Here is a 26,732-nt window from a genome sequence, read left to right on the forward strand (position 1 = left end):
GGCCAGGATGAGTCGGCGGGGTGTAGAGGTCAGCGTGGTCGTGTTCATGGTGGTATGCCTTTCCCATCGGAGTTGCGATGAAAGGCAGTGTGGACACGCACGCTTAGACGAAACTTAGGCGCCGCCAAGGGCGCCCCGCAAGACCAGGGGAAGGCCGCAGGCTACGCCGCCCCGCGCCCTTTCTGGCTCTCGAAGTAGACCACCTTGCGGGCGCGCATCACGTCTCCAAGCGGGCGGTGCGCCGCAAGGGCCTGCCAGGGGTCGAACACGGCGGCCTCGACCTGCGCGGCCAGCGTGGGGTCGGCTGCAGGGTCTTGGCGGGGCAAGGTCAGCCGGGCCACGGTGGTGTAGGGCGTGGGCCAGTCCACGCTGGCATCCTCAATGGGGGTGGTGGCCTCGTCCACAAAGGGCTGCAGTTGCAGGTCCCACGACAGGTCCTGCTGGCACAGGCGGCCCGAGAACTCTGCGTTCCAGTCGTCCTGCACCTGGGTGACCGGCGCACCATTGGATGCATGGGGCACCAGGCGCACACGCACGGCATAGGGCCCGCTGGCGATGGGGGCCGCACTGTGCAGGGGGTGCGACGCGAAGCCGCCGAAGGAACGCCCAAATGTCTTGACTGTCTTTGCGATCTGCCTGGCGGCCCCCAGCAGCCCGTGGCGCTGCACCAGGAACTTGATCAGCGCACCACCGCCATGCGAGGCAGCCACCACAAAGTCCACAAACTCGCCACTTTGGGGAAAGGCAAACTTCTCCTGGTTGATAAGCAGGAAATCCTGACTTTTGGCAGGCCCGTTGCCCAGAGCAGAATCGCCCCGCACGCCCAAGACGCTGAAGGCAAAGCCACGGATGTCCGGCTTGCGGTCTGAGGCTGTGTCCATGCCGCCGTTGCTCAGCCGCACAAGCACCTCGTACAACCCGGGCTCCGCAAACAACCCCTGGGCCGCAAACGCGGGCAGATCGCCCAGCACCTTCAGTCGACCCCGGGCGGCCGTGAGCTGCTTGCGGTGCAGGCCCCGCCCATTGCCGTACTTTTGCGACTTGCGTGCCTGCAGATCTGCAAACTGGCGCGCATACCCGGCAAAGCGCTGCGCTTCGTCGGGAGCCACCACTTCTTTCCAGCCGGTGCTGGGGGTGTAGCGTGTGTCCATGGGCCACCTCGTTTTAAAGCCAGCGCGCATGGTAGCGCGCCACACCCCAAACCGCCCCCCCCTGCAGCCACTGCAGCCACTGCAGCCACTGCGCTACAGGCTCAAGAAACGGTACACGATGGCCCCCTGCACCGCCTCGCCCGGTGCCAGCCAACGCACCGGAAAGGCGGGGTGGTTGGGCGCATCGGGGTACTCCATGGGCTCCAGGCAGATGCCGTCACCCGGCTGCCAGAGCCAGCCGCCCGGCCCAGCCCCACGCCCCAGGTCCCGCGCGGGGTCGGCCTTGAGGCCGTGGCCTGCATACACCTGCACGCCGGGCGCGGTGCTCCAGACCTCCAGGGCGCGGCCGCTCACGGGCTCGCTGAGCAGCGCCGCCAGGCGCAGGCCGGGTGGGGTGGCGGATGCAGCCGGGGCAGCGTGGAAAGCGCCCGGTTCATCGAGCACCAGGTAGTGGTCCAGCCCACCGGCCAAGGCCATTTGCTCATGCGGCGTTGTGATGGCATCCCCCACACGGCGGGCCTGGCGGAAGTCGAACGGCGTGCCCGGCACAGCTGCCAGCGCGCCCGTGGGGCACACATCGGCGGCCAGTGGCACATAGCGGCTGGCGGGCACCTGCAGGCTGTGTCCATGGGTGCTGCCCCGGCCTGCCAGGTTGAAGAACGCATGCCCCGTGAGGTTGAGCACCGTGGGCGCGCGCAGCGCCTGGGCCGTCCAGGCCATGTGCAGCGCGTTGTCGGCCGTGACCTGCAGGTGCAGCAGCACATGCACATCGCCCGGTACGCCGTCGTCTTCGGTGCGAAAGGTGTGGCTCAGTGTGAGTGCATCTGTCTGCACATCATCCACAGCAAACACCTGAAAGCGGCTGCCGCGCGGCCCACCGTGGTGGTGGTGTGGGCCGCTGTTGGTGGGCAGCTGCAGGTGCGAGCCGTCGGGCAGGGTGAGCGTGCCTGCACGCAGCCGCCCGGCCCAACGCCCGATCAATGCGCCCATGGAGAGCTGACCGTCTAGGTAGCCCTGCAGGCTGTCATAGCCCAAAGCCACATCCACCAGACCGCTCTGCCCATCAGGCACCGCCACCTGCACCAGGCGGGCGCCGTAGTTGCTCACGGCCACCTGCAGGCCACCGGCTCCATGCAAAGTGAAAAGATCGGTGCGCTGGCCATGCAGGTCGCGCTGGAATGCTTCGCGGGAAAGTGGGTATGCCATGCGCCAAGTCTATTTCGTGGGGCTGGCTGCGTCGCGCGTCACCAGCCAAATGCCGCCACACACCAGCACCAGGGCCAGCAGGTTCTTCCACTCCCACAGCGCCTCGCCCAAGAAGAGTGCTGACAGCGCCGCGCCGAAGATCGGCACGGTGAAGTTGAACACCGTGACCTGGCTTACCCGGTTGTGCTTGAGCAGGATGCTCCACAGCGAAAACGCGGCCGACGACAGCAGCGCCAGGTACACCAGCAACACGCTGGAGCCCCAAGTAAAGCCCCTGAGCGAGCCGCCCAGGCCCCAACCAATCGCCAGCAACGCCGCGCCGCCAATGCCCAGTTGCCATCCTGTCATCACCACCGAATCCATGCGCTGCGACACCTGCTTGCCGTAAATGCTGGCCGCAGCCAGCACAAAGGCCGCGATCACCACAAAGCCTTCGCCCAGCAGGGTGAAATCCAGGTCCAGCGTGCCACGCCCCAGGTTCACCACCATGACGCCCGCGAAGCCCACCAGGCAGCCGCAGAGCTTGGCGTGGCTCAGGCGGTCGTTGTGATAGACCCAGTGCGCGAGCAGCACGCTGAAAAAAGTGCCCGTGGCATTCATGATCGAGCCCTTGACCCCGGTGGTGTGCGCCAGCCCTACGTAGAAGAACACGTACTGCAGCGTAGTCTGCGCCAGGCCCAGCCCTACCAGCTGGCGCCCTGCCCCAAAACCCAGGCCCCAGATGGCCTTGCGCGTGGCCGCAGCCCAGGCGAGCAGGATGAGCCCCGCGCCCAGAAACCGCCAGCCTGCAAACACCAGCTGAGCAGGAATGTCATTGCGGGCAATGCCAAACCAGGCGTAGCCGGTCTTGATGGCAGGGTACGAACTGCCCCACAGAAGGCAGCACAGCAACGCCAGCGCCACCACGACCTTGCGGTCGGAAAAACGGGAATGCCCCATGAGAAACGGTCTTTCAAGGACAACAGCCCTTGCGGGCAAGGGCTGTGGAAGAGAGAACACAAAGGGCCGCAGCCCAGCGAGAGTCAGGTCACAGGTGCGGGGTTGAACAGCACCAGTGCGTTGTGCAGCTGCCACTGCTCTGCCCAGGTCTTCTTGCGGCCGCTGGCCACATCGAGCAGCAGGTGGAACATCTCCCAGCCCAGGTCTTCGATGGTGGCCTGGCCGTCGGCGATCTTGCCGGCGTTGATGTCCATCAAATCGTGCCAGCGACGGGCCAGATCAGTGCGCGTAGCCACTTTGACCACCGGGCATTCGGCCAGGCCGTAAGGCGTGCCCCGGCCGGTGGTGAAGACGTGCAGGTTCATGCCAGCGGCCAGCTGCAGCGTGCCGCAGATGAAATCGCTGGCAGGCGTGGCGGCGTACACCAGGCCGCGCTGATCGCACCGCAGCTTTTCGCCAGGCGCCAGCACATGCGCAATGGGTGCGGTGCCGCTCTTGATGATGGAACCCATGGCCTTTTCGGCAATGTTGGACAAGCCCCCCGCCTTGTTGCCCGGCGTGGTGTTGGCCGCACGGTCCACGCGGCCCCGGTCCAGGTAGCGGTCGTACCAGCCCAGCTCGCGCACGATGGATTCGGCCACCTCGGGCGTGGCCGCGCGGCTGGTGAGCTGCTCGACGGCGTCGCGCACCTCGGTGTTCTCGCTGAACATCACGGTGGCGCCCGCGCGCACCAACAGGTCGGCGCAAAAGCCCACGGCGGGGTTGGCGGTGACGCCCGAGAAAGCATCGCTGCCACCGCACTGAACGCCCAGCACCAGCTCGCTGGCGGGGATGGTCTCCCGGCGGCGGGCGTTCAGGCGTTCCAGGTGCGGGCGCGCGCTTTGCACGATGTGCTCGAGCATGGACATGTAGCCCACATGCTCGTCGGCCTGCAGGCACACGGTCTCGGGGCCCAGGGCGGCATCGCGCTCGTCGGTGATGGGGAAGCTGCCCGGAGGCAGCAGGCGATCAGGCTGGAGCTTTTCGCAGCCCAAGCTGACCACCATGACCTCGCCACCAAAATTGGGATTGAGGCTGATGTTGCGCAGGGTGCGAATGGGGATGATGGCGTCGGCTGCATCAATGGCCACACCGCAGCCATAGGTGTGCTCCAGGCCGATCACGTCGTCCACCCGTGGGTACAGGGGCAGCAGCTCGGCCTTGATGCGGCGCACAGCCTGTGCCACCACACCGGCCACGCACTGCACGGTGGTGGTGATGGCCAGAATGTTGCGCGTGCCCACCGAGCCATCGGCGTTGCGGTAGCCCTCAAAGGTGTAGCCCGTGAGGGGCTCCAGCACGGGCGGCTTCACCGTGGCCATGGGCAGGCCCTCCAGCGCGCGGGCCGAGGGCATCTGCAGCAGGCGCTCATGCACCCAACTGCCCGCGGGAATGGGCTTCAAAGCGTAGCCGATGGGCACGTTGTAGCGGCGCACCACATCGCCCTCGGCAATGTCCTGCAGTGCCACCTTGTGGCCCTGGGGCACTTTGTCGCGCAGGGCCAGACCTGCGCCGGGCACACCCGGGGGCAGCACAGTGCCAGAGGGCAAGCCGCCGTCGTTGGCCACGATGGCGACGTTGTCATCCGCGTGCATGCGGATGGTGAGGGGTTCTCGCATCGGTTCGCTCACTTCGTTGTCATTTCGCGCGCAGCGCAGCCATGAGCACGCACCTCACTTGAGCACCAGGTTCGGTAGCCACATCGAGAACGATGGCACGTAGGTCACCAGCATCAAGGCGGCGATGAGCGCGCCATAAAACGGCCATATCGTGCGCATGACCGACCCCACGGAAATGCCTGCAATCGTGCACCCCAGGAACTGGGTGGTCCCCACCGGCGGCGTATTCAGCCCCAGTGCGCAGTTGATCAGGATGACGATGCCGAACTGTTCGGTGGTCATACCGAACTGCTGGCAAATCGGGAGAAAGATAGGCGTGCAGATCAGGATGGTTGCCGCCATGTCCAGGAACGTGCCGAGAATGAACAAAATCAAGTTCACGCAAAGGAAGATGACCCACGGGGTGGTGCTCATGGAGCGCAGCGCCTCTGCAGTCAGCTCGGCCACACCGTACAAGCCGATCAAGTAACCGAACATGGACGAGATACCGATCAGGAGCAGCACGGTGCCAGTAGTTTTGACCGCCTTGGCCGCTGCCTTGAGGAACTGGTCCTTGGTCAGACGGCGGTACACCAACGCGGACAGGAACAGCGCCCACAACACCGCAACTGCTGCAGACTCCGTTGCAGTGAAAGCACCCGAGAGGATGCCGGCAATGATGATGAAGACCACAGCCAGCCCTGGCAGGGAGGCCCTGAAAGAGATCCACACAATCTCCCAGCCAGGGAACGTGCCCGCTGGGTAGCCGCGCTTGACGGCCACCAGATAGGCTGCGAGCAGGTTGCAAATGGTGAGCAAAACGGCTGGCACGATACCCGCAAGAATCAGAGCGGCGATGCTCACCTTGCCGCCGGCAGCGAGCGCAAAGATGATGAGGTTGTGCGAGGTGGGCATGAGCGCACCCACCAGCGATGCATGGGTCGTCACGTTGACCGCGTAGTCCGCGTGGTAGCCCTCTTTCTTCATCTGGGGAATCAGTACGGCCCCCATGGCAGACACGTCTGCCACAGGCGAACCCGACACGCCGCCAAACAGCGTGCAAGCCACCACGTTGCTCATGCCCAGCCCGCCGCGCACATGCCCCACCAGGCTTTTGGCGAAAGTGACGATCCGGTCGGCAATGCCGCCGTACATCATGATTTCACCCGCAAAAATAAAGAACGGAATCGCCAGGAACGAGAACGGGTTCATGCCCGAAATCATTTGCTGGAAGCCCACGGCCAGCGGCAGGCCTTCGTACAGGATGGTGGCGAGCGACGACAGGCCGATCGAAAAGGCGACGGGCACGCCCAGCAGAAGTAAGAGCGTGAAAGTCACGCACAGAATGGTCAACGCCATGATGGAATCTCAGGTGGTTCTCAGGGAGAAAAGGGGATCAGTGCCAGGCGGGCTCGACCTCTGTGCCGCGGACCAGGGCGATGATGTGCTCCAGCGAGAACATCGCCACCAGCACGCCAGCGAGCGCGGGGGGAACGTACTTGAACGCTTCAGAAATACCGAGCGTGGGAATCTTGTAGGGCGCCACGGACTCGGCCAGCACGCCGCAGTTCCAGGCCATGACAACACCGAAGATCAGCACCAGCACGTGGATCACGATTTCCAACTTGTGTCGCAGCCAGTCAGGCGCCAGCACAAGGAAGGACTCCAGTCCGATATGGCCTGCATCGCGCACCCCCACAGCCATGCCCAGCATGGTCACGTACAGCACCAGCAGCACTGCACCGCTTTCCGCCCACGTGGGCGTGTCGTTGAAGATGTAGCGGCCCACGACCTGGTACAGGACGGCACAGACCAGAAGCACCAGCCCCGCCACGCCCAGCTGAAGACAGGTGCGCGCGATGAAGGCGCAAAGACGCGTATACATAAAGAACATTCAAAGAACAGAAAGATGAACTTGCCGCAGAGCACATGGCCCTGCGGCAGGCAAGCCCAGGCTGGTTACTGCACCGCGTCGATGCGTTTGACCATGTCCTGCAGCTTGGGATCTTTCAGGAACTTGTCATACACAGGCTTCATGGCGGCCTTGAAGGCGACTTTGTCGATCTCCACGATCTGCGCGCCACCCGCCTTGACGGTGGCCAGAGACTTCTCTTCCCGTTCGTCCCAGATCTTGCGCATGAAGCCCACAGACTCCTTGGCTGCCGCACGGATAGCCTTCTGGTCATCTGCACTCAGCGTATCCCACACGCGCTTGCTGAACAGCAGGATCTCGGGCGCCATCGAGTGCTCGGTCTTGTTGAAGTACTTGGCCACTTCGAAATGGCGCGAGCTTTCGTAGCTGGGGTAGTTGTTTTCGGCGGCATCCACCAGGCCCGTCTTGAGCGCGGTGTAGACCTCGCCGAACGGCATGGGGGTCGCGTTGGCCCCCATGGCTTCGAGCAGGGACACCCACAGGTCGCTCTGCTGCACGCGCACCTTCAGGCCCTTGACGTCGGCCAGGGTCTTGACGGGCTTCTTGACGGTGTAGATCGAACGCGCGCCAGAGTCGTAAAACGCCAGGCCCACGAAGCCTTGCGATTCGCAGTCCTTCAGGATCTCGTCGCCAATGGCGCCATCGAGCACCTTGCGCATGTGTTCCTTGTCGCGGAACAAGAAGGGCATGGTGGGCACCATGGTGGCAGGGCAGATGTTGTTCATGGGCGCGACGTTCACGCGCGTCATGGCGATTGCCCCCAGCTTGGTCTGCTCGATGGTGTCCTTCTCGATGCCCAGCGACCCCTTGGCGTAGACCCGGATGCTGTGCTTGCCGCCGGTGGCCTTGGACAACGTTTCGCCCATGTGGCGCACGGCCAGCACAGTGGGGTAGTCCTCAGGGTGGATGTCCGACGAGCGGAACTCCGTAGCCTGTGCAGCCAAGCTTCCGAGCAGAACGCTGGCAGCCAATGCAACGCGGCCAAAAAGATGGGGGATTTTCATGGTTGTCTCCTGGGTTGAATGTGTTGTGAACGGGCAGAGTCCTGAGGTCTGTGGTCCTCAGGCGCTCCGATAGGATGTTTCTGGCAGCCCCGCCACACCAGGCCGAGTGGCAAAAATGGCGCCGCCTAGCGCCACGTCGTCGCCCTTGGGCTGACCAGGACGGATGGAGGTGACGAACAGCACGTCCAGCCCCGGGCCGCCGAAGCTGCACATCGAGGGCTTGCTGGTGGGCACGTCGATGGACCGGTCCAGGCGGCCGTCGGGGGTAAAGCGATGCACCACGCCAGCGTCGTTGCCGCAGATCCAGTAGCAACCGTCGGCATCCACAGCGCCGCCGTCGGGCCGGCCGGGCAGCGAGCGCATGTCTACAAACAGCGCGCGTTCGCCCAGGGACCCATCGTCGTGCAGCGGCAACTGCCAGATCTGCTGCACGCTGGGGTGGCTGTCGCTCAGGTACATGGTCTTGCCGTCGGGGCTGAAGCCCAAGCCGTTCTGCGTGACCAGGCCCTGCACCTGCGGCGCCGACAGGCCGCGCTCTGCATCCAGGCGATGCAGGCGGCCTGCGGCCTGTGCCAGCGACATGTCGCGCACCATGGTGCCCGCCCAGAAGCGGCCCTGCCGGTCGCAGCGGCCGTCGTTGAAGCGCATGCCGGGCTGGGGGTGATCCACACCTGCAAGCAGCGTGGCAGACAGCAGGCCACCGGGCTGTGGCTGCAGGTGGAACACGCCAGTTTCCATGCCCGCGATGAGCCCTCCCGTCGCATGCAACGCGATGCAGGCGGGCCGCTCTTCGGTGTCCCAGCTTTGCACCTGCTGGTCAGCATAGGTCCAGCGGTGCAGCTTGCGGCCTTCGATGTCCACCCAGTAGAGCGCCTGCTCGGCGGGGCTCCACACCGGGCTTTCGCCCACCTGGTCTCGGTGGCCGGGCAACAGCAGATCCATGCGTGCCTCCATCACTCGAACGGGCCGGTGCGCACAAACGGCCCACCCTGGTAAATCACGGCTGGGTCGGTCATGTCAGGCACTGGATCGGCGGCTTCGACCTTGGCGCGAAACGGCTCCGAACTGTCTTGCGGGCGGTAGCCGATGTGGCGAGCGAGCGTGTTGTCCCACCAGGTGGTGGTGTTGTCGCCCATGCCATAAATGATGCTGTGGCCTACCACGGGGGCGGTGAGGCTGGCGACCACCAGGCGCTCCAGGTCGTCGTAGCTCATCCAGGTGGCCAGCATGCGGCGGTTGCGCGGCTCAGGGAAGGATGAGCCAATGCGCAGGCACACGGTTTCGATGCCATAGCGGTCAAAATAAAAACGCGAGAGGTCTTCGCCAAACGCCTTGGAGACGCCGTAGAGCCCGTCGGGGCGCGCCGGGTCGCGCAGGCCCACGACTTCGTCCTGGCGATAAAAACCCGTGACATGGTTGGAGCTGGCAAACACCACCCGCTTGACGCCCTGCTTGCGCGCCGCTTCGTACAGGTTGTAGACGCCGACGATGTTCGCCTGCAGGATCGGCTCCCAGGGCTGTTCGGTGGACACGCCCCCGAGGTGCACCACGGCATCCACCCCCTCCAGCAGGCTGAGCACGGCGCCAGCATCTTCCAGGCGCGCGGGGCGCAATTCCTCTCCTGCGCCCTCATCGCCCAGGTTGGCGATGTCCGACAGGCGCAAGGTCGTGCAGTAGGCCTTCAGCCGCGTGCGCAGCTCCTGACCCAGGCCTCCGGCAGCTCCGGTCAGCAGCAGGCGTTGAAAGCGGAGGGGCGTCGGGTGGCAAGGCATAGCGGTTACAAAGGCAGAGGTTCTTGGTACAGTGGCAACACATTCGGTGAACGTCATCAGTTGTCGTACAACGAACTGCAATGTACTGCTTCTGCCCCCGGCGCCCCATAGGGATAACACCAACAAATGACCACAGACATCGCCCTTCGCCGCAAGCCCCGCACCCTGGCCCTGGAGCTGGTGGAGTCCCTCGGAGACCGCATCCGGGACGGCCGCCTGGCCCTGGGCGACAAGCTGCCCACCGAGGCGGCGATCATGGCCGAGTTCAGCGTCAGCCGCACCGTGGTGCGCGAGGCGATCTCCAAGCTGCAGGCCTCCGGCCTGGTGGAAACGCGGCACGGCATTGGCACCTTTGTGCTGGGGCTGGGCCAGGCACCCGGCTTCAAGATCACGCCCGACCAGTTCAGCACCCTGCGCGATGTGATTGCGGTGCTGGAACTGCGCATCGGCGTCGAAACCGAGGCCGCCGCACTGGCCGCTCAGCGCCGCACCGATGCCAACCTCAAAGCCATGCGCGAGGCGCTGGACGCGGTGGCCGCCGCCGTGGACGCAGGGCGCGACGCCGTGGCATCCGACTTCCAGTTCCACCTGGAGATTGCCCGTGCCACGCAAAACAGCCACTTCGCCGAGTTGATGGGCACGCTGGGCAGCATGATCATCCCGCGTGCGCGCCTGGCCGCCATGGATTCAGCCAACGAAGAGCGACGGCAATACCTTCGGCGCGTCAACGGCGAGCACGAAAGCATCTACGACGCCATCGTCGGCCAGGACCCGGATGCTGCCCGCGCCGCCATGCGCACCCACCTGGCCAACAGCCGTGAACGCCGACGGCGTGCACAGGCAGAGGCCAGTTAACGGCAGGCACCGCTCGGCGGCCACACGCCCCTGCGCAGCAAGCGTTCTCCCGCACAGCCTGCGCAGGCTTGCCCTGGGCCCATGCGTAGTTACCCTCAATATCCAAAGTTTGCATCATGTTGTACGATGACATACAACAAAACCCACACCAGTCTCCGCACGGCGTGCAGCCACCGCCCAACGCCAAGCAACTGCGGCGTTGGGTTGTATTTGCCCCATGTTCTACGGCGCGGGGGCTTGGATTCGACTTTCTACAACCACCACATCACTACAGCCATGCATGCAAACCTGATTGGCGGCGCCTGGACCGACGGCGTCCGCACCTACCAGAACACCAACCCCTCCGACACGCGCGACGTCATCGGCGACTACGCCGTGGCCAGCCGCGAACAGGCGCTGGACGCCGTGGCTGCGGCACATGCAGCCTTCCCGGCCTGGAGCCTGTCCACCCCACAGCAGCGCTTTGACATCCTCGACGCCGTGGGCAACGAAATCATTGCCCGCAAGGCCGAGCTCGGCGACCTGCTGGCCCGCGAAGAAGGCAAGACGCTGCCCGAAGCGATTGGCGAAGTCGGCCGCGCCGCCGCCATCTTCAAGTTCTTTGCAGGCGAAGCGCTGCGCCCTGGCGGCGAGGTGCTGCCCTCGGTACGCCCTGGCGTGGGCATTGAGATCACGCGTGAGCCGCTGGGCGTGATCGGCATCATCACACCATGGAACTTCCCCATCGCCATCCCGGCCTGGAAGATCGCGCCCGCACTGGCCTACGGCAACACCGTGGTCTTCAAGCCCGCAGAGGTGGTGCCCGGCTCCGCCTGGGCGCTGGCCGACATCCTGCACCGCGCGGGTCTTCCAGCCGGTGTGTTCAACCTGGTGATGGGCCGGGGATCGGACGTGGGTGCCGTGCTGCTGGAAGACGAGCGCATTGCAGGCGTGAGCTTCACCGGCTCCGTCGGCACGGGCCAGCGCGTGGCGGCCGCCTGCGTGCCACGCGGCGCCAAGGTGCAGCTGGAGATGGGCGGCAAGAACCCGTTTGTGGTGCTGGACGACGCAGACCTGAACGTGGCCGTGGGCGCGGCCATCAATAGTGGCTTCTTCTCCACCGGCCAGCGCTGCACCGCCAGCAGCCGCGTGATCGTGACCGAAGGCATACACGACCGCTTCGTGGCTGCCATGGTCGAGAAGATGAAGACCCTGAAGGTGGATGACGCCCGCAAGGCGGGTACCGACATCGGCCCTGTGGTGGACGACCGCCAGCTTGCGCAAGACCTGGAGTACATCGCCATCGGCCAGCAGGAAGGCGCCAAACTCGCCTACGGCGGCGAAGCGCTGGAGAAGAACGGCGACGGTGCGCCGGGCTTTTACCTGCGCCCCGCCCTCTTCACAGAAACCACGCCCGGCATGCGCATCAACCGCGAAGAGATCTTCGGCCCCGTGGTTAGCGTGCTGCGCGCCAAGAACTACGACGAAGCGCTGGCCCTGGCCAACGACACGCCCTTCGGCCTGGCCAGCGGCATCGCCACCACCAGCCTCAAGCACGCCACCCACTTCAAGCGCCACGCGCAAGCGGGCATGGTGATGGTGAACCTGCCTACGGCGGGCGTGGACTACCACGTGCCATTTGGCGGCCGCAAGAGCAGCAGCTACGGCCCGCGCGAGCAAGGGCGGTATGCGGCGGAGTTCTACACCACGGTGAAGACGGCGTATACGCAGGCATGACCCCGTACAACTGCAGCCTCCCGCGCCGCACGATTCTTAGTAAAAATGGCCGCTTCCGCCTATCCACAAAGCGCTAGCCGCTATCATTTTTGAATCAATCGATTGGCCAGCCCCTGTGCGGATGCCGTGGGCGGCTATCATCGCGCCCCATGATTGCCTCCCAACGAACCTTTGCTGCGCTGCGCCTGTGGGTGCTCGCATGGTTCGTGGCGTCGATGGGGGTGGCGATTGCGTCGCCGCTGGTGCACCCGCAATCCTTTGAGGTGATCTGCTCGGGCGCTGGCACCATCAAGCTGCTGGTGCAGACCGACGACGGCACGGTGGAGATGGGCGCCATGGGCATGGACTGCCCCTTGTGCTCCACCCCCAGCGCCCCGCCACCCGCGCCGGTGGCTGCCACACTCACCACCCATCCCCTGGCCCATGCGCTGCAGCCCATCGAGGCGGCACGTATCGCGGCCGCCACCGCAGCGCCACTGCCGGCGCGCGGGCCACCAACACGCTCTTGAACTAAGAGTCTGCTTGCGATCTCGCAGGGGATCGTGAACAGGCTCCAAGCCTTCGCAGCGCCCGGACCTGGTGGGCGGGTGCTGCGCTTTCGTTTCCTGTTGGTTTCCAGACAGTGCCGCCTTGCGTGTTGTATCGACGCACGCAAGGCAACTGCACTGTCGTTTCAAGGCAAGAGCGTTTTCATGTCCCGTATCTCCTCTTCTTCGCGCAGCGCTGCGGCTTTCCCGCGCCTGCCTCTTTCCCCCCTGTGCCTGGGCGTGCTCGCCACCTGTACGCTGGCCTCGATGGCAGCCCACGCTCAGACCACCACAGACCCCACGCTCAAGGCCGTGGATGTGGTGGATGCCGCAGCATCCCCCAACGGCAAGCTCAGCCTCGACACCCCCGTGGACACCGGCAGCCGCCTGGGCCTGACAGCACGCGAGAACCCGGCCTCTGTGACCGTGGTGGACCGCGCCACCATCGACGCGCGCGGCGCGCAGGACACGCAGGAAATCCTGCGCGCCGTGCCCGGTGTGGTGGCGCACAACGCGCCAGGCTCCATGGCCGCGCAGTACCGGGGCTTCACCAGCAACTCGGTGGCGCAGCTCTACAACGGCATCAACCCGCAGTACGGAAGTGCCACGCGCGCTGTTGATGCGTGGATCTACGACCGCGTCGAGGCCATCGGCGGTGCGTCGAGCTTTTTGTACGGCTCGGGCGGTGTGGGCGGCTCCATCAACTACATCACCAAGACGGCCGAGCGCAGCGACTTTGCCGAAGGCCAGCTGCGCCTGGGCTCTTACGACCTGAAGGAAGTGTCCGTGGGCCTGAACCGCCGCATCGCAGGCGCAGACGGTACTGCAGGCCCTGCGCACTACGCACGCATCGACCTCAACCACCGCAACGCAGGCAGCTGGACCGAAGGCACCAAGACACAGTCCACCCAGTTGGCGACCTCCCTACTGTCAGACCTGGGCGGCGGCTTCACGCACACGCTGGCCTACGAATACCAGAAGGACCACGTAGACCGCCCCTACTGGGGCACGCCGGTGCTGAACCCCGCCGTGGGCGCGCTGACCATCGACCCGGCCACACGGTTCAAGAACTACAACAGCGCCGACGGCATGTACGAGCACCGCGTGCAGTGGCTGCGCTCGGTGTCGCAATGGCGCGTGTCCGATGCGCTGCAGCTCAAGAACACCTTCTACGTGTACGACGCGCTGCGCGACTACCGCAACGTGGAGATTTACACCTTCAATGCCGCCAACACAACCGTGACACGCACGTCGCCCCTTTTGCAGCGCCATGACCAGCAGTTGCTAGGCGACCGGCTGGAGGGCACCTACCAGGGCCAGCTGGCAGGCAGAAAGAGCGACTGGGCCTTTGGCCTGGACGTGAGCGTGAACAAGCAGACGCGCTTCCCACTGGGCCCCTCGGTCACCGTGAGCACGGTCAACCCATACAACTTCACGACCGAGAACTTCTTCAGCATCCCCGGCATTTCTCCCATCTGGAGCCCTGACAAGGACAACAAAGTCACCAACACTGCGCTGTACCTTGAAAACCGCACGGCCGTGGTGCCTGGCGTGAATCTGATCACCGCACTGCGGCACGAGCGCATCGAGCTCGACCTGGTGAATCGCCGCTCCGTGACGGCCACCGCGCCCGCCACCTTCAGCCGCAGCTACAGCCCCACCACTGGCCGCCTGGGCGTGGTGTGGGACATTGCACCCGGCGCTAACCTGTATGCACAGGCCTCCAACGCGGCCGACCCACCATCGGGCTCGCTGGCCTCGGCCTCGTTCGCCGATGTGCGCAACAACAGCGACCTGACCACGGGCCGCCAGGTCGAGGTGGGCAGCAAGTTCGACTTCTGGGACGGCAAGGGCAGCGCCACAGTGGCAGCCTTTGAAATCCGCCGCAAGAACATCGCCTCGCAAGACCCGTCCAACCCCAACCTCACGGTGCTGGTGGGCGAGCAGTCGTCCAAGGGCATCGAGCTGTCGGCAGGCATCCGCCCCACGCCGCAGTGGCAGTTGCAGGGAAATCTGTCGCTGATCCGCGCACGGTATGAGAACTTTGTGCAGGGCGGCGTCTCGCGCGCGGGCAATGTGCCGCAACTGGTGCCGCAGCAGGTGGCCAACCTGTGGGCCTCGTACGCGATCACACCCACCGTCACCGCCAGCGCGGGTGTGCGCCATGTGGGCAAGGTGTATGGCAATGCGGCCAATACCAAGTTCTGGCCGTCGTACACGCTGCTGGACCTGGGCCTGGCCTGGAAGGTCAACAAGACCACCGCGCTCACCGGCCGCGTGCGCAACGCCACCGACCGCATCTATTCGGCCGAGACGCGCGACCAGGTGTACCTGGGGGCACCGCGCACGCTGGATGTGACGCTGCACACCACGTTCTGATCGACCACCGGCTGGAGACCGCGCGCCATGCAACACGCCAAACGCTGGCTGTACCTCGTCCACCGCTGGCTGGGCGTGTTGCTATGCGCCTTCTTCGCCATGTGGTTCGTCTCAGGCGTGGTGATGATGTACGTGGGCTACCCCAAGCTCACGCAGGCCGAACGCCTGGCCCATCTGCCGCCACTGCGCAGCGCCACACTGGGCACGGCGCCTCTGCTCGAGCCCGCCGAAGCCCTGACACGCGCAGGCATGGCGGGCCCGCTGCAAGACCTGCGGCTGGCGGCAGCCAGCGGCGGGCGGCCGGTGTATCTGGTCGTACCCGCAGCACCGACCGGAGACGCCGCACCACGGCCCCGCAGACCGCCAGCCCCCGCTGTCATCGACGCCACGACGGGCGAGCGACTGCAGCGCGTGGACACCACGCACGCCATCGCATCGGCCCGCGCCTTTGCACAGGAAGCCAACCCGTCCATCGAGTACCAGGGCACGATCGACGAAGACGCCTTTACCCACTCGCGCGCGCTCGATGTGCACCGCCCCCTGCACCGCCTGCACCTGGGCGACAGCGCGGGCACCGTGGTCTATGTGTCGGGCACCACGGGCGAGGTCGTGCGCGATGCACCGCTGCACGAGCGCGCCTGGAACTACGTCGGCGCATGGATCCACTGGCTGTACCCCTTTCGGGGCAATGTCTTCAATGACTACTGGACCGACATCGTCAACTGGCTGTCCATCGCGGGCATCGTGCTCACAGTGACGGGCACCGTGGTGGGCGTGCTGCGCTGGCGTTTCAAGGGCCGGTACAAGACAGGGTCGCGCACGCCGTACCGGGGTTTCATGATGCGCTGGCACCATGTGTTCGGGCTGGTCTTTGCCCTCATCACCTTCACCTGGATCTTCAGTGGTCTCATGTCCATGAACCCGTGGAAGATTTTTGACAGTGGTGCCGCCCCGCTGCGCCAGCAGGCCATGAACGGCGGCCCGCTGGTGCTTCCTGCGCAGGCCGCCACGGTGCAGGCCCTTCTGTCAGCCGGATCCCCCAACACCCGCGAACTGCGCTGGGTGCGCAGCGCAGGCCACACGCTGGTACTTGCACACAGCCCGGTGGGCGCCCCTGCGGTGCTGGACGCCACCACCGCTGCGCCCCACACCTGGGGCCCAGAAGCGGTGGCAAAGGCCGCAACCCACCTGCTGCCCCACGCCGTGGTACGCATCGACACCCTCACGGCCTACGACCTGCACTACTACGACCGCGCTGCCCACACCATGACCGGCGGCGCCGAGAAGCCTTTGCCCGCGCTGCGCGTTGTGTTTGACGACCCCCAAGCCACCTGGGTGCACATCGACCCGCACACCGGCGCCGTGCTGGGCCGCACCGACAGCCACCGCCGCACCAGCCGCTGGCTGTTTGCCATGCTGCACAGCTGGGACTGGCTGCCCCTGCTGGAGCGGCGCCCGCTGTGGGACATCGTTCTCATTGTGCTGAGCCTGGGCGGGGCAGTGATGAGCCTGACCGGGGTCGTAATCGGATGGAGACGGCTGGGGCACAAGCTGCATGCATTCGGCACCGGAAGTGCCAAGCCATCGCGTGCAGCCGACGCTGTTCGCTGACGCATGGTCATTCAGCGCTTATCAAAAATGTTTCGAATGATTACACTGCGCCCCGCGTTCTTCGTGCAAACGCGCAAAAACGTCCAGGCCATCCCACACGCCTCAGAGCCTGTCTTCGATTTCCGCGCGCATTGAACATTGAAAACAGGCTCTGATGTTTTACCCTTTCGAGAAAAACACCATGAAAAAGACTTTCAGCTTGACCGCCGCATTGCTCCTGACCCTGGCCGCCGGTACCACCCTCGCCCAGGGTGGCTACAACCGCCCTCCGGCAGACGACAGGCAATACGCCCAGTGCCTGGTCTATGCAGACCGCCTGTACGAAGGCGGCAACGAGCCCAGCCCCGTCAAAGGCCAGACCAAGGCGCAAGCCTGGTGCACCTGCATGTGGAATGAAACCCCCGATGATTTCAAAGGCAACCTGGTGAAGTTTGCGGAAACCCGCAAAGGCAAGGAAACCAACAAACTGTGCGAGAAGCACTCGGACTGGAGCGAATAAGCGCCGCTGGGCAGCAGGCAGGTTGGCGCCTGTACCTACAAAAAGCTGCCACCTGGCAGCTTTTTTTGCGCCTGAGGACCATGCCCTTGAGCAGGCGAGCTCCCCGACGCAGTAACGCAGAGTCAGCCACTCACCCCTTGCTGCGCAGTGTCCGGCTCAGCAAGATCACCGGCACCAAGCCCACTGCCACCAAGGCCAATGAGGGCAGGGCCGCCCACACCATGACAGGAGGTGTCGAGAAACCCCTGCCCGCCTTGCGTGTGGTGTTTGACGATCCCCAAGCCACCTGGGTGCACATCGACCCGCACACCGGCGCCGTACTGGGCCGCACCGACAGCCACCGCCGCACCAGCCGCTGGCTGTTTGCCATGCTGCACAGCTGGGACTGGCTGCCCCTGCTGGAGCGGCGCCCGCTGTGGCACATCGTTCTCATTGTGCTGAGCCTGGGCGGGGTAGTGATGAGCGTGACGGGGGTGGTGATGGGGTGGCGCAGGCTGGGGGTGAAGCTGCGGACAAACGCGTAGAAAAAGCAAGCAAGCGCAAGCATTCGCCACGGTTGCGAAAGCGTAAAAAAGTGTGCCTCAAAAAAAACGCTGCACAACGCTCACCCAAGTCGATTTCACTGCAACGCCGCAAGTCGATTGGCACCCCAGCAGCACCGCAACTACCCCTTGAGTTTTGTTGCAGTTCGAGACAAATTCAGGCACTAAACAGCTCGCCGCCCCCCGCCACAAGAGGAAGAATCTTCGGGCCGTGAAAGCAGCGGACTGAATGCGCAGAAGCATCTGCCGGAAACATGGCGACGAAAGCCAAGACCCATGCCCAGGGAAATCGGCAGGTATCGCCTGGATCGCACTATTTGGCTCCGCAACTAGCCGCTTGCACAGCACCTTTCAAGAACCTTCATTCATTGCCCAAACCCAACACTCCGAATGCCCGATTCAATTGACTACTCCTTTTTGAGCGACCTGGAAGGCGGCAGAGCCACCAAGGGTTATGTCCCAGCATCCGGCGTCAGCAAAAGTGGCGTCACGATAGCAACCGGCTTCGATCTGGGTCAACGATCAGAAAACGATCTTAAAAAACTGGGGCTAAGCGTCGCTTTGATTGAAAAGCTGAAACCCTATCTCGAAGTCAAAAAAGAGGACGCTAAAAAACTTCTCGAAAAAACGCCTTTGACGATTACAGCGGCCGAGGCAGAGTCCATCGACAAGGCTGTGAAGTCTGCGCACTTGGCGACGGTGACACTGAAGTACGACACAGCCTCTAGCAACAAGAAATTTTTGGATCTGCCCGCGGAAGCACAAACCGTGATTGCATCGGTTTCTTTCCAGTATGGGAAAAACCTCGATGCAGCCACACCCAAATTCTGGACTGCTGTCACCAAACAGGATTGGGAAGAAGCCGCCAAGCTGCTCAGAAACTTCGGCGACGTGTATCCCACCCGCAGGAAGAAAGAAGCCACCTTGCTGGAGAAAATAAAGTGATCAAAACAATCCTGTTCACTGCAGTCGCTGCACTGACATTCAGTGGCAGTGCGCTACATGCATCGCAAGGCACTGGCGAACGCGCCCTCACTCAGGTTGGCACCACCAGCCCCGAACTGGCAACGGCACTGCAAGACCTCAAGACTACGCTGTACACCAAAAAAACTCCGCTAACGTTCGACAACGGCGCCGCTGCGAGCAACTGTGCGGAGTATTCAAATCTACTGACAAACCATTCGCCGGAAGAATCCGTGCGGAATGCAGAAATCAGAGCCGAGTACCTAGTGTGCGATGCTGTCCGTCTGATTTCCAACGAGTCGTTCCTGGTGAAAAGGCACACCCTGCCCGCCACCGCAGCCAAAGCCCTTTTGGAGCGCCTGGACCTGCGCTCTTTTCCATCATCTCTGCATAACCGCGCCACTGATCAAAGCCATACGTTGAAGAAGCTACTTATATCGGGCACAGTGAAAATGACCCGTGACAGCGTGGCGGTTGAAACCGACGAGCAGTTCTTCAGCCTGCAAATCGCTGCGGTGGTCAGTCGCCCAGCCTCCAACAGGAGCGTGAAAACCCTCGAGAGCGAATGGATCGTCTGGGTGGGCGACGAGATGAAGAACGGCAACTACAAGTCCTACCGCACGTTGATCGTCCGCCCTCCAACACCATCCTCTGGCGGTCAGTACACAGGATCCATCTATCCACCCCATTAATTCCACCGGCCGGCTCGAGTACTCAACCCGATTGAAACTACCCCTTGCTGCGCAGTGTCCGGCTCAGCAAGATCACCGGCACCAAGCCCACTGCCACCAAGGCCAATGAGGGCAGGGCCGCCTCGCCCAGGCGTTCGTCGCGCGCCAGCTGGTAGGCCACCACGGCCAGGGTATCGCTGTTAAAAGGGCGCAGCACCATGGTGGCGGGCAGCTCCTTCATCACATCCACAAACACCAGCAGCGCAGCGGCTGCGGTAGAGCGCTTGAGCAGCGGCCAGTGCACGCGTGCCAGCAGCCCGGCACTGCCCACGCCCAGCATGCGGGCAGAGTCGTCCAGGCTGAGCGGGATGCGCGCATAGCCGCTTTGCATGGACTGCAGGGCCACGGCACAAAAGCGCACCAGGTAGGCCCACACAATGCCCAGCGCCGTGGCCGTGACCAGCGCACCCACGCCCCACTGGGGCACCGCCGCCTGCAGCCAACCCACGGGCAGCAGCAGGCCCACCACGATCACAGCGCCCGGCACCGCGTAGCCCACGCTGGCCAGTTGCACCACGCCGCGCGTGATGGCGTCGGGCTGGCGGCGTACGGCAAAGGCCAGGGCCAACGCAATCACCACTGCCAGTACGGCGGTGATACCCCCCAGGCGCACGCTGTGCCAGGCCCATTCCATGAACCGCTCCCATGGCAGCACCGACCAGTCGGCCGCGAGCGGGCGCAGCATGAACAGCACCGGCGCCACAAAGCCCATGAGCACGGGCACCGTACACACCGCCCAGGCGGCCCAGCGGCGCGCACCGTGCAACGCCAGTGGCTGTGCCTCGGCCGAGCCTGCCCGCCCGCCACCGGTGGCAAAGCGCATGCGCTTTTGTGCGCGGTGCTCCAGGTGCAGCAGCGCCATCACCACCACCAGCAGCATGGTGGCCAGCTGCGCGGCGGCCAGGCGGTTGTCCATGGACAGCCAGGCCTTGTAGATGCCGGTGGTGAAGGTCTGGATACCAAAGTAGCTGGCCACGCCAAAGTCGGCCAGGGTTTCCATCAGCACCAACGCCACACCAGCCGCCACCGCAGGGCGCGCCAGCGGCAAGGCCACGGCACGGATGCGGCGGGACAGCGGTGCGCCCAGCAGGCGTGCGGCCTCCATGAGGTGCGCGGCGCGCTCGCCCAGGGCCGTGCGTGCCAGCAGGTACACATAGGGGTAAAGCGAGAAGATGAACACCCACACCGCGCCGCCCAGGCTGCGCACCTCGGGCAGCAGGCGGCCTTCCAGGCCGAAGGTGTTGCGCAGGCCCACCTGCAGCGGGCCGCTGAACTGCAGGAAGTCGGTGTACGCATAGGCGGTGACGTAGGCGGGCATGGCCAGCGGCAGCAGCAGCAGCCATTCAAAGGTGCGGCGGCCCGGAAAATCAAACAGCGTCACGGCCGCCGCCGCCAGGGTGCCCACCACGGCGGCGCCCAGCGCCACCAGCACACTCAGCCACAGCGTGGTCCACACATAACCGGGCAGCACGGTGGCTGCCATCTCGCGCAGGATGGCGCCCGCCTGGGCATCGCCCTGCCCGGGGGCCGACAGCGGCAGCCACGACGCCAGCACCGCCAGCACCGGCAAGGCCAGAAAGCCTGCAAACAGGATCAGCGGGACGCTGCGAAGGACAGAAGACAGGGTGCGGCGCAAGGCGGTGGGCTCGGCAGAAGGAAGAAAGCGCACACCTGCCGAAAGGCGTGGGCACCGCAGCACCCAGGAATGCAAATGCGAATTTTAAGCATTCGCCCCTGCCCACCTAGAATGCAGGCATGTTTCTTGAGGTCTCCCAACTCGAAGTGCGCTACGCAGGCCGCGCACAGGCCGCCGTGCAAGGCGTCACGCTCAGCCTGAAAGCCGGTGACATCGGGGTGCTGATCGGCCCCTCGGGCTGCGGCAAAACCACCCTGCTGCGCGCCGTGGCCGGGCTGGAGCCCGTGACGGGAGGCGAGATCCGCCTCACAAAAAGCGTGGTCAGCAGCGCCCAGCTGAGCGTGCCGCCCGAGCTGCGGCGCATCGGCATGGTGTTCCAGGACTACGCACTGTTCCCCCACCTCTCGGTGGGGCGCAATGTGGCGTTTGGCATCCACCAGCTGCCCCGGGCCGAGCAGGCCGCGCGTGTGGCCGAGGTGCTGCAGCTGGTGGGGCTGGAAGGCAGCGAGCACCGCTACCCGCACGAACTCTCGGGCGGACAGCAGCAGCGCGTGGCCCTGGCGCGGGCGCTGGCCCCGCGCCCGCAGCTCATGCTGCTGGACGAACCCTTTTCCAACCTGGACGTGGACCTGCGCGAGCGCCTGGCGCACGAGGTGCGCGGCATTTTGAAGGCAGCGGGCGCCACGGCCTTGTTCGTGACGCACGACCAGTTCGAGGCCTTTGCGATTGGCGATGTGATTGGCGTGATGCACGAAGGCCACCTGCACCAGTGGGACGACGCCTACACCCTGTACCACCGCCCCGCCACGCGGTTTGTGGCCGACTTCATCGGCCACGGCGTGTTTGCCCCCGCCACGCTGGAGCAGCGCGGCGACAACGTGGTGGCCCAAACCCCCTTGGGCGAGCTGACCGACCTGGACGAATGCCCCCTGCCCGGCAGCTACCCCGGCGGCGCCTGCGATGTGCTGCTGCGCGCCGACGACATCGTGCACGATGACCACGCGCCGGTGCAGGCGCAGATCTTGCGCAAATCGTTCCGGGGTTCGGAGTTTTTGTACACCCTGCGCCTGGCCAGCGGCCACACCCTGCTGGCCCATGTGCCCAGCCACCACGACCACGCGCTGGGCGAGTGGATCGGCATCCGCGCGCAGGTGGACCATGTGGTCACCTTCCCACGCGAACTGGCATCAGAATCCAAGTAAAAAACGACTCCTCCGCGCATCTATCATGCGCTGATAGCTATCATTTTTGAAGCATCTCAGGACCAGAATCCTGGTCCAGAAACCGCACCGCATGCTCAGGCGCAGGCAGCATGCAGGTGGCAGAACGGCCCCAGATGCGATAGCGGTTGCGCGCCACCCAGCGGTACAGCACATCGCGCAGCGGGGCCGGCACCAGCCAGCCCACCCAGGCCAGCCGCCAAGGCCAGCCCAGGGCATGCAGCACGCGCAGGATGGCAGCCGTGTGTTGCCAGCTGCGCTCCCCATCCACCACCAGCAGGGTCTGCAGCCCCTCGACCTGGAGCCCCACCCGTGCCAGCAACTGCTGCCCAACCACGCTCTGGATGGACGCGAACCGGATGCGCTGAGCGCGGTCGTGCCGCAGCAGAAACTGCACCCAGCCGTTGCAAAGCAGGCACTGCCCGTCAAACACCACGATCATGCGGATGCCCCCGCCACAGCAATACCCGGCGGCACCAGCAGGTGCCCCCTGTAGCTGACCACACGCCCCACGCCAGGCACGGTGGCCTGCACGCGAAAGTGCAGCGCATCGCCCACGCCGGTTTCTTCGGCCACCACCTGCGGGCACAGCCACGCGGGGCACGGAATGCCACAGAAATGCAGCTGCTGCAACTGCATCAACAACCGCCCCTCGGATTCGTGCAACACAAAGCTCAGCCGCGCGGCCCCCAGGTGTTCCACCACCCGGCCTGCTGCTTCGCGCAGGGTGGACTGCATGGTCTGGGCAGGAAAGCGGCGCGTCCACACCTCGGCCTCGGGGCGCGCCTGCAGCTCGAAGGTGATCGCCCCCTGCACCGCGCGCTGGGGCGCGCCCAGGGCCCAGGCCAGCCCACGCCCCAGCCAGGTGGCGGGCGCCTCGACCTGCACCTGGCCCACCAGCCGGTGCGGGCCCGAGAGGCCATGAAACCGCGCCAGCGCGGGCGCCAGCCGCTGGTAGGCAGGGCCACCCAGGGCGCGTTGGTACAGGGACAGGGGTGGCATGGAATCGGAAAGGAGACGGGGGAAAGGAGAGAGGGAGCTATGGATGACCAAAGCCAGTCTATCGCCCGCCACCCCGGCCACCGACCGCAGGCGGCAAAGAAAAAGGCCGACATGCGTCGGCCTTCCAGAGCGAAACTGCAGCTCCTCTGTGGGATCAGGACTTGCCCTTGCGCTGCAGGCTCTCCAGCCCGTTCAGGTCCAGCTGTGACATCAGGCCCTGCAACTCCTTCACACCGACCTTGTCGCCCTCAATGCTGACCACCAGGCCGTTCTTCAGGATGGTCTTGAACTCGGCATGGCTGCCGTCTTTTTGATAGCGGGTGTGCAGCGTGCGGCCGCCCTCCTGCCAGGTCTTCTCGGCGCGGGTTGGGTCTTCCTTTTCGCCCTGCGCCATGCCCATTGCGGCCATCTGGCCCAGGCCGCCTATGTCCACGATCTCCAGGCGCAGTTGCTTGTCGTCGTTGCCATACTGCGCGCTGGCCTGGCTGGTGGGCAGGCCCAGGGCCGCGCCGTCCTGCACGTCAAAGCCCGTGCGGGGCAGGCCCGCCAGCTTGTCGGGCAAGGCGGCCTTGAGGGCCTGTGCCGCAATGGCCTGGCCGCCGCCCAGCATGCCTGCTGCAGCCTTGGCAGCGTCGCCGGTGGCGGCGGCAATGGCGGCGGGGTCCTGGCTCTTCTGGGCCTCTTCCATCTTGCGGGCGGCTTCTTCCATCTTCTTGCCTGCGGCCTCCAGGCCTGCGGTGTCGATGGACACCTTGCCACCGGGCGTGGTCATGGTGATGGCCGGGGCCCCGCCGCCGCCAAACAGCGCACCACTGCGCGGCATGAACAGCGCGCTGACGGCACCGATGACCACCCCCACCACGATGGCGGCAACGATGACCACCACGGTGTAGCCCACCGACTTCTCGGGGGCGCTGCGCATGAGCACCGGCAGGCCGGTGTACAGCAGGTAGATGGAATACAGCGCCGCCAGCAGCCCCAGCATGGCCAGCGCGGGCAGCAGGCTGAAGATGCCGCCCAACAGGGCGGCCGTGCTGGCATACACCGCTACCTTCAGCGCCTGGATGGAGTTCCTCTGGCCGCCGAAGGTGGGTGCCAGCGCGTCGATGATCAGGCCCAGCACGAAGATGCCGACCAGACTGAGCACGTACGACACCACCATGTTCACCAGCCCCGACACAAAGGGCACGCGGATGGTGACGCCAAAGCCCCCAAAGCCGATCAGCGACATGCCGATGAAGCCGCAGACCGCCGGAATGGCGGCCAGAACCATCGCGTAGCGGGTGAACAGGGTAGCTGCATCGGTGCTTTCGGCGTCGATGGCGGCCCAGGCCTCTTTGGGTTGCAGAAGAATGCTTTTGACGCGTTCAATCAGGTTCATGGTGCCCTCCCGGCAATGTGGATGGGCCTGCCAATGCATCTGCATGCACGGCCAGGCCGAAAGACGCGGACGATACGGGACCAAACGCCGCTTTGGCTAGCACCGACAAATCTTGCGCTACCCAAAACGTGGAATATGCACGGTTTCCGAGCGGCGGATTGCCCCAAAGATCTGCAGCGGCGGGCCCGGCAATTCTGCGGCGTCATCCAACCGGGGATAGGTCCGGCGCCAGAACGATAGAGGCCCAACAAGATGGAAGGCCGCCGTTTGCGCCATGTCAGGGACGCCCAGTCCTCAGGATCTGCAAAATTTCATTTTTCTTGCGCTGGCGCTCCAGGTCTACAACGGGCGGGTGCGGCAAAGCAGTGGGACATACACCATAGGACGCACAAGGGGGTGGAGGAACCACTTCCGACAGGCTTTCTGCGGCCTCAAGGGCTGGCTGGACCGGAGCCTCGCGATTCATGCGATTCATGCGAACCTGCAAGGGCACACCCCGCTCCACCAAGAAACGCACCACGGCGGGCTCATACATTGAGATTGCAATGCCCAATGCACTTTCTCCCCAAGCAGTGGCCCCACCAAGGTCCAGTCCGCGTTCGTGCATAGCCTCCAGCACAGGCAGCGCCACCTCTCCCTGGCGGGCCACATGCACCACTGCCTCGGCTACTTTCGGGACCGGCACCCCGTTGCGCACCATCCAGATCTGGTTGGCGGCGATTCGGGTACCCCGCAAATTTGCTGGGCCCAGGCTATTGATATCGGCCCCTGCCTGCTTCATGAAATCAAGGACTTCCACACTGGCGTAGCTCACAGCCTCTTCCAGGGGGGTCGTTTCCGGGTTAGATCGATAGGTGCGCCCCTTGGCATTGATATCCAGGCCCCCATCGAGCAGGCGCTGCACATCAGCCACAGTCCGAAGCCGAGACGTGTGGAACAGCGTGGTGCCATGCACAGTCCGGCTCGCCAGATTGCCGCCCCAGGCCAGCAGGCGGTCCAGGACCTCTGGGCTACCACCAGCTTCGACGACCAGGTCTGCATCGATGAATCGCTGCGCGCCACCGGCAAGATAGGCCTCGACCACTGGGGCGTTACGGTGCATCACTGCGCATTGCAAGCCCTCTCGCGTGCGGGATACCGCACCCGCTGCATGCAGCATCCGGATGACAGCGGCACGCTCAAGCACATTGCCCTCTCCCTTGCACGCTCCTTTCAATAGCGCGTCTCGTTGAGCGCTTTCCAGGGAACGCCCCTCGCTGCGTAGCCAGTTCTTGAAGTAGTCAAACTTTCCGAAAGCCAAGGCCATTTGGGCAATCTCGATCCGCTGCAAGCGGGTGGTTGCTATACCCGCGTGCGGCAAGCGTATAAACAAATCATCCCGCCGTCTTTCCAACGCGATGCGGTACAGGCTGGGCACGCGCACCCATCCCGTGCGTGCGAGAGATCGGGCAACCACCATGGCAGAGTCGCCTTCCAGCGCGAGAAAAGACTGCACCCACCGCAAGTCACGACAGTGACTGGAATGAGACCGGACAGAGTGATCACGCGTCGCCGGAAAAACCACTTCCATCTCGGCCCTGCGATTCTTTGCGCTGCCCTCATCTGTGTTGTTGTCCGCAATAGGCTGGCGTGCGCCTTTGGCCTCGGCGAGTACTCTGGTGGCACCCCACTGCGTGTTGTCCACAAACCATTGCTTCACAGCGAGCGCCCTTGCCATCGACAAGGCCTGTGCATTGCGTTCACGCGACGAGGCGTGCCCAACGACAATCAACACATCTATCGGCGTCGTTCCCACACGGCACTTCAGCCTGTCGAGCTGGTCTATTTGCTCGCCGTGGAGGACTGACGAGCCTGGTTCAAAAAAAACATCGGCCGCTATCTGGAGAGGGCTAGAAGCCCAAGAGAGAGACGGCACCAGCGCGATCGCCAGCAACATTGACTGTGTGAAGGTGCGCAGCATGAACAGCATGACCACACTCTAATGCAACGTGGCGGCCGCCAAAATTTGCCCCAGTTGGAACCATGGGT

The 26,732-nt window shown here is 64.6% G+C and carries 23 protein-coding genes and 1 pseudogene; 10 read left to right on the forward strand and 14 right to left on the reverse strand.

What is annotated here, in order from left to right; translation table 11 throughout:
- Window positions 1-161: 161 nt before the first annotated feature.
- From DBR12_RS00535 to DBR12_RS00575, 9 genes are all read right to left on the reverse strand, one after another.
- Window positions 162-1,151, reverse strand: coding sequence for a catalase (locus tag DBR12_RS00535; RefSeq protein ID WP_108615466.1), 990 nt, complete (start codon window positions 1,149-1,151; stop codon window positions 162-164).
- Between the two features lie 93 nt (window positions 1,152-1,244).
- Window positions 1,245-2,357, reverse strand: a complete 1,113-nt coding sequence (locus DBR12_RS00540) for an aldose epimerase family protein (RefSeq protein WP_108615467.1) — start codon at window positions 2,355-2,357, stop codon at window positions 1,245-1,247.
- Between the two features lie 9 nt (window positions 2,358-2,366).
- A complete protein-coding gene (locus DBR12_RS00545; protein ID WP_108615468.1) occupies window positions 2,367-3,296 on the reverse strand; it encodes a DMT family transporter in 930 nt (309 codons plus the stop codon).
- Window positions 3,297-3,379: 83 nt separating this feature from the next.
- Window positions 3,380-4,954 carry a galactarate dehydratase gene (garD, locus tag DBR12_RS00550; RefSeq protein ID WP_369861265.1) on the reverse strand — a complete coding sequence of 525 codons (1,575 nt, stop codon included), beginning with the start codon at window positions 4,952-4,954 and terminating at the stop codon, window positions 3,380-3,382.
- Between the two features lie 54 nt (window positions 4,955-5,008).
- Window positions 5,009-6,292, reverse strand: a complete 1,284-nt coding sequence (locus DBR12_RS00555; RefSeq protein ID WP_108615470.1) for a TRAP transporter large permease — start codon at window positions 6,290-6,292, stop codon at window positions 5,009-5,011.
- 37 nt (window positions 6,293-6,329) lie between these two features.
- Window positions 6,330-6,818, reverse strand: a complete 489-nt coding sequence (locus DBR12_RS00560; RefSeq protein WP_108615499.1) for a TRAP transporter small permease — start codon at window positions 6,816-6,818, stop codon at window positions 6,330-6,332.
- 74 nt (window positions 6,819-6,892) lie between these two features.
- Window positions 6,893-7,870 carry a TRAP transporter substrate-binding protein gene (locus DBR12_RS00565; RefSeq protein ID WP_108615471.1) on the reverse strand — a complete coding sequence of 326 codons (978 nt, stop codon included), beginning with the start codon at window positions 7,868-7,870 and terminating at the stop codon, window positions 6,893-6,895.
- 57 nt (window positions 7,871-7,927) lie between these two features.
- The gene (locus tag DBR12_RS00570; protein WP_108615500.1) at window positions 7,928-8,812 is read right to left on the reverse strand and encodes an SMP-30/gluconolactonase/LRE family protein; all 885 of its coding nucleotides are present in this window, start codon (window positions 8,810-8,812) and stop codon (window positions 7,928-7,930) included.
- An 11-nt stretch (window positions 8,813-8,823) separates the two neighbouring features.
- Entirely contained in the window at window positions 8,824-9,642 is an 819-nt protein-coding gene (locus DBR12_RS00575; RefSeq protein ID WP_108615472.1) for an NAD(P)-dependent oxidoreductase, read from the reverse strand.
- A gap of 126 nt (window positions 9,643-9,768) precedes the next feature.
- Here DBR12_RS00575 and DBR12_RS00580 point away from each other — a divergent pair, with 126 nt between their 5' ends.
- The 9 genes and pseudogenes from DBR12_RS00580 to DBR12_RS00620 all read left to right on the forward strand — a co-directional run bounded on the left by DBR12_RS00580 (window position 9,769) and on the right by DBR12_RS00620 (window position 19,426).
- Entirely contained in the window at window positions 9,769-10,497 is a 729-nt protein-coding gene (locus DBR12_RS00580; RefSeq protein WP_108615473.1) for a FadR/GntR family transcriptional regulator, read from the forward strand.
- Window positions 10,498-10,773: 276 nt separating this feature from the next.
- Window positions 10,774-12,213, forward strand: coding sequence for an aldehyde dehydrogenase family protein (locus DBR12_RS00585; RefSeq protein ID WP_108615474.1), 1,440 nt, complete (start codon window positions 10,774-10,776; stop codon window positions 12,211-12,213).
- 149 nt (window positions 12,214-12,362) lie between these two features.
- The gene (locus DBR12_RS00590; protein ID WP_108615475.1) at window positions 12,363-12,722 is read left to right on the forward strand and encodes a DUF2946 family protein; all 360 of its coding nucleotides are present in this window, start codon (window positions 12,363-12,365) and stop codon (window positions 12,720-12,722) included.
- A gap of 183 nt (window positions 12,723-12,905) precedes the next feature.
- The gene (locus DBR12_RS00595) at window positions 12,906-15,119 is read left to right on the forward strand and encodes a TonB-dependent siderophore receptor (RefSeq protein WP_108615476.1); all 2,214 of its coding nucleotides are present in this window, start codon (window positions 12,906-12,908) and stop codon (window positions 15,117-15,119) included.
- Between the two features lie 27 nt (window positions 15,120-15,146).
- A complete protein-coding gene (locus DBR12_RS00600) occupies window positions 15,147-16,730 on the forward strand; it encodes a PepSY-associated TM helix domain-containing protein (RefSeq protein WP_108615477.1) in 1,584 nt (527 codons plus the stop codon).
- A gap of 181 nt (window positions 16,731-16,911) precedes the next feature.
- Window positions 16,912-17,229, forward strand: a complete 318-nt coding sequence (locus DBR12_RS00605; RefSeq protein WP_146185435.1) for a hypothetical protein — start codon at window positions 16,912-16,914, stop codon at window positions 17,227-17,229.
- A gap of 206 nt (window positions 17,230-17,435) precedes the next feature.
- Window positions 17,436-17,753 (forward strand): annotated as a pseudogene (locus tag DBR12_RS00610) (PepSY domain-containing protein); the annotation flags it as partial.
- A gap of 408 nt (window positions 17,754-18,161) precedes the next feature.
- On the forward strand, window positions 18,162-18,716 hold the full coding sequence (locus DBR12_RS00615; protein ID WP_108615479.1) for a pesticin C-terminus-like muramidase: 555 nt from the start codon (window positions 18,162-18,164) through the stop codon (window positions 18,714-18,716).
- The gene (locus DBR12_RS00620; RefSeq protein ID WP_108615480.1) at window positions 18,713-19,426 is read left to right on the forward strand and encodes a hypothetical protein; all 714 of its coding nucleotides are present in this window, start codon (window positions 18,713-18,715) and stop codon (window positions 19,424-19,426) included. Before DBR12_RS00615 ends, DBR12_RS00620 begins: the two co-directional genes overlap by 4 nt.
- 37 nt (window positions 19,427-19,463) lie before the next feature.
- Here DBR12_RS00620 and DBR12_RS00625 read toward each other — a convergent pair whose 3' ends face one another.
- Window positions 19,464-21,101, reverse strand: a complete 1,638-nt coding sequence (locus tag DBR12_RS00625) for an iron ABC transporter permease (protein WP_108615502.1) — start codon at window positions 21,099-21,101, stop codon at window positions 19,464-19,466.
- Window positions 21,102-21,220: 119 nt separating this feature from the next.
- Between DBR12_RS00625 and DBR12_RS00630 the strand changes: the two genes are divergently transcribed.
- Window positions 21,221-22,303, forward strand: a complete 1,083-nt coding sequence (locus DBR12_RS00630; protein WP_108615481.1) for an ABC transporter ATP-binding protein — start codon at window positions 21,221-21,223, stop codon at window positions 22,301-22,303.
- Between the two features lie 40 nt (window positions 22,304-22,343).
- Here the strand turns inward: DBR12_RS00630 and DBR12_RS00635 are convergent, their stop codons facing one another.
- The 4 genes from DBR12_RS00635 to DBR12_RS00650 form a co-directional block, all read right to left on the reverse strand.
- Window positions 22,344-22,763 (reverse strand): thiol-disulfide oxidoreductase DCC family protein, encoded by a 420-nt coding sequence (locus DBR12_RS00635; protein ID WP_108615482.1) that lies wholly within the window; start codon window positions 22,761-22,763, stop codon window positions 22,344-22,346.
- Complete coding sequence (locus tag DBR12_RS00640; RefSeq protein ID WP_108615483.1) at window positions 22,760-23,323, reverse strand: DUF4166 domain-containing protein; 564 nt, start codon at window positions 23,321-23,323, stop codon at window positions 22,760-22,762. Before DBR12_RS00640 ends, DBR12_RS00635 begins: the two co-directional genes overlap by 4 nt.
- 154 nt (window positions 23,324-23,477) lie before the next feature.
- A complete protein-coding gene (locus tag DBR12_RS00645) occupies window positions 23,478-24,704 on the reverse strand; it encodes a Yip1 family protein (RefSeq protein WP_108615484.1) in 1,227 nt (408 codons plus the stop codon).
- 277 nt (window positions 24,705-24,981) lie between these two features.
- Window positions 24,982-26,673: an OmpA family protein gene (locus DBR12_RS00650; RefSeq protein ID WP_108615485.1), complete on the reverse strand. Its 1,692-nt coding sequence runs from the start codon at window positions 26,671-26,673 to the stop codon at window positions 24,982-24,984.
- Between the last annotated feature and the right edge of the window lie 59 nt (window positions 26,674-26,732).

This window comes from Acidovorax sp. HMWF029, from assembly GCF_003060895.1.
Taxonomy (GTDB): Bacteria; Pseudomonadota; Gammaproteobacteria; order Burkholderiales; family Burkholderiaceae_C; genus Acidovorax.

Bases quoted from the DNA above. Each gene is read 5' to 3' on its own strand.
- DBR12_RS00535 (WP_108615466.1), bottom strand. From the start codon at position 1,151: ATGGACACACGCTACACCCCCAGCACCGGCTGGAAAGAAGTGGTGGCT.
- DBR12_RS00540 (WP_108615467.1), bottom strand. From the start codon at position 2,357: ATGGCATACCCACTTTCCCGCGAAGCATTCCAGCGCGACCTGCATGGC.
- DBR12_RS00545 (WP_108615468.1), bottom strand. From the start codon at position 3,296: ATGGGGCATTCCCGTTTTTCCGACCGCAAGGTCGTGGTGGCGCTGGCG.
- garD (WP_369861265.1), bottom strand. From the start codon at position 4,954: ATGCGAGAACCCCTCACCATCCGCATGCACGCGGATGACAACGTCGCC.
- DBR12_RS00555 (WP_108615470.1), bottom strand. From the start codon at position 6,292: ATGGCGTTGACCATTCTGTGCGTGACTTTCACGCTCTTACTTCTGCTG.
- DBR12_RS00560 (WP_108615499.1), bottom strand. From the start codon at position 6,818: ATGTATACGCGTCTTTGCGCCTTCATCGCGCGCACCTGTCTTCAGCTG.
- DBR12_RS00565 (WP_108615471.1), bottom strand. From the start codon at position 7,870: ATGAAAATCCCCCATCTTTTTGGCCGCGTTGCATTGGCTGCCAGCGTT.
- DBR12_RS00570 (WP_108615500.1), bottom strand. From the start codon at position 8,812: ATGGATCTGCTGTTGCCCGGCCACCGAGACCAGGTGGGCGAAAGCCCG.
- DBR12_RS00575 (WP_108615472.1), bottom strand. From the start codon at position 9,642: ATGCCTTGCCACCCGACGCCCCTCCGCTTTCAACGCCTGCTGCTGACC.
- DBR12_RS00580 (WP_108615473.1), top strand. From the start codon at position 9,769: ATGACCACAGACATCGCCCTTCGCCGCAAGCCCCGCACCCTGGCCCTG.
- DBR12_RS00585 (WP_108615474.1), top strand. From the start codon at position 10,774: ATGCATGCAAACCTGATTGGCGGCGCCTGGACCGACGGCGTCCGCACC.
- DBR12_RS00590 (WP_108615475.1), top strand. From the start codon at position 12,363: ATGATTGCCTCCCAACGAACCTTTGCTGCGCTGCGCCTGTGGGTGCTC.
- DBR12_RS00595 (WP_108615476.1), top strand. From the start codon at position 12,906: ATGTCCCGTATCTCCTCTTCTTCGCGCAGCGCTGCGGCTTTCCCGCGC.
- DBR12_RS00600 (WP_108615477.1), top strand. From the start codon at position 15,147: ATGCAACACGCCAAACGCTGGCTGTACCTCGTCCACCGCTGGCTGGGC.
- DBR12_RS00605 (WP_146185435.1), top strand. From the start codon at position 16,912: ATGAAAAAGACTTTCAGCTTGACCGCCGCATTGCTCCTGACCCTGGCC.
- DBR12_RS00615 (WP_108615479.1), top strand. From the start codon at position 18,162: ATGCCCGATTCAATTGACTACTCCTTTTTGAGCGACCTGGAAGGCGGC.
- DBR12_RS00630 (WP_108615481.1), top strand. From the start codon at position 21,221: ATGTTTCTTGAGGTCTCCCAACTCGAAGTGCGCTACGCAGGCCGCGCA.
- DBR12_RS00635 (WP_108615482.1), bottom strand. From the start codon at position 22,763: ATGATCGTGGTGTTTGACGGGCAGTGCCTGCTTTGCAACGGCTGGGTG.
- DBR12_RS00640 (WP_108615483.1), bottom strand. From the start codon at position 23,323: ATGCCACCCCTGTCCCTGTACCAACGCGCCCTGGGTGGCCCTGCCTAC.
- DBR12_RS00645 (WP_108615484.1), bottom strand. From the start codon at position 24,704: ATGAACCTGATTGAACGCGTCAAAAGCATTCTTCTGCAACCCAAAGAG.
- DBR12_RS00650 (WP_108615485.1), bottom strand. From the start codon at position 26,673: ATGCTGTTCATGCTGCGCACCTTCACACAGTCAATGTTGCTGGCGATC.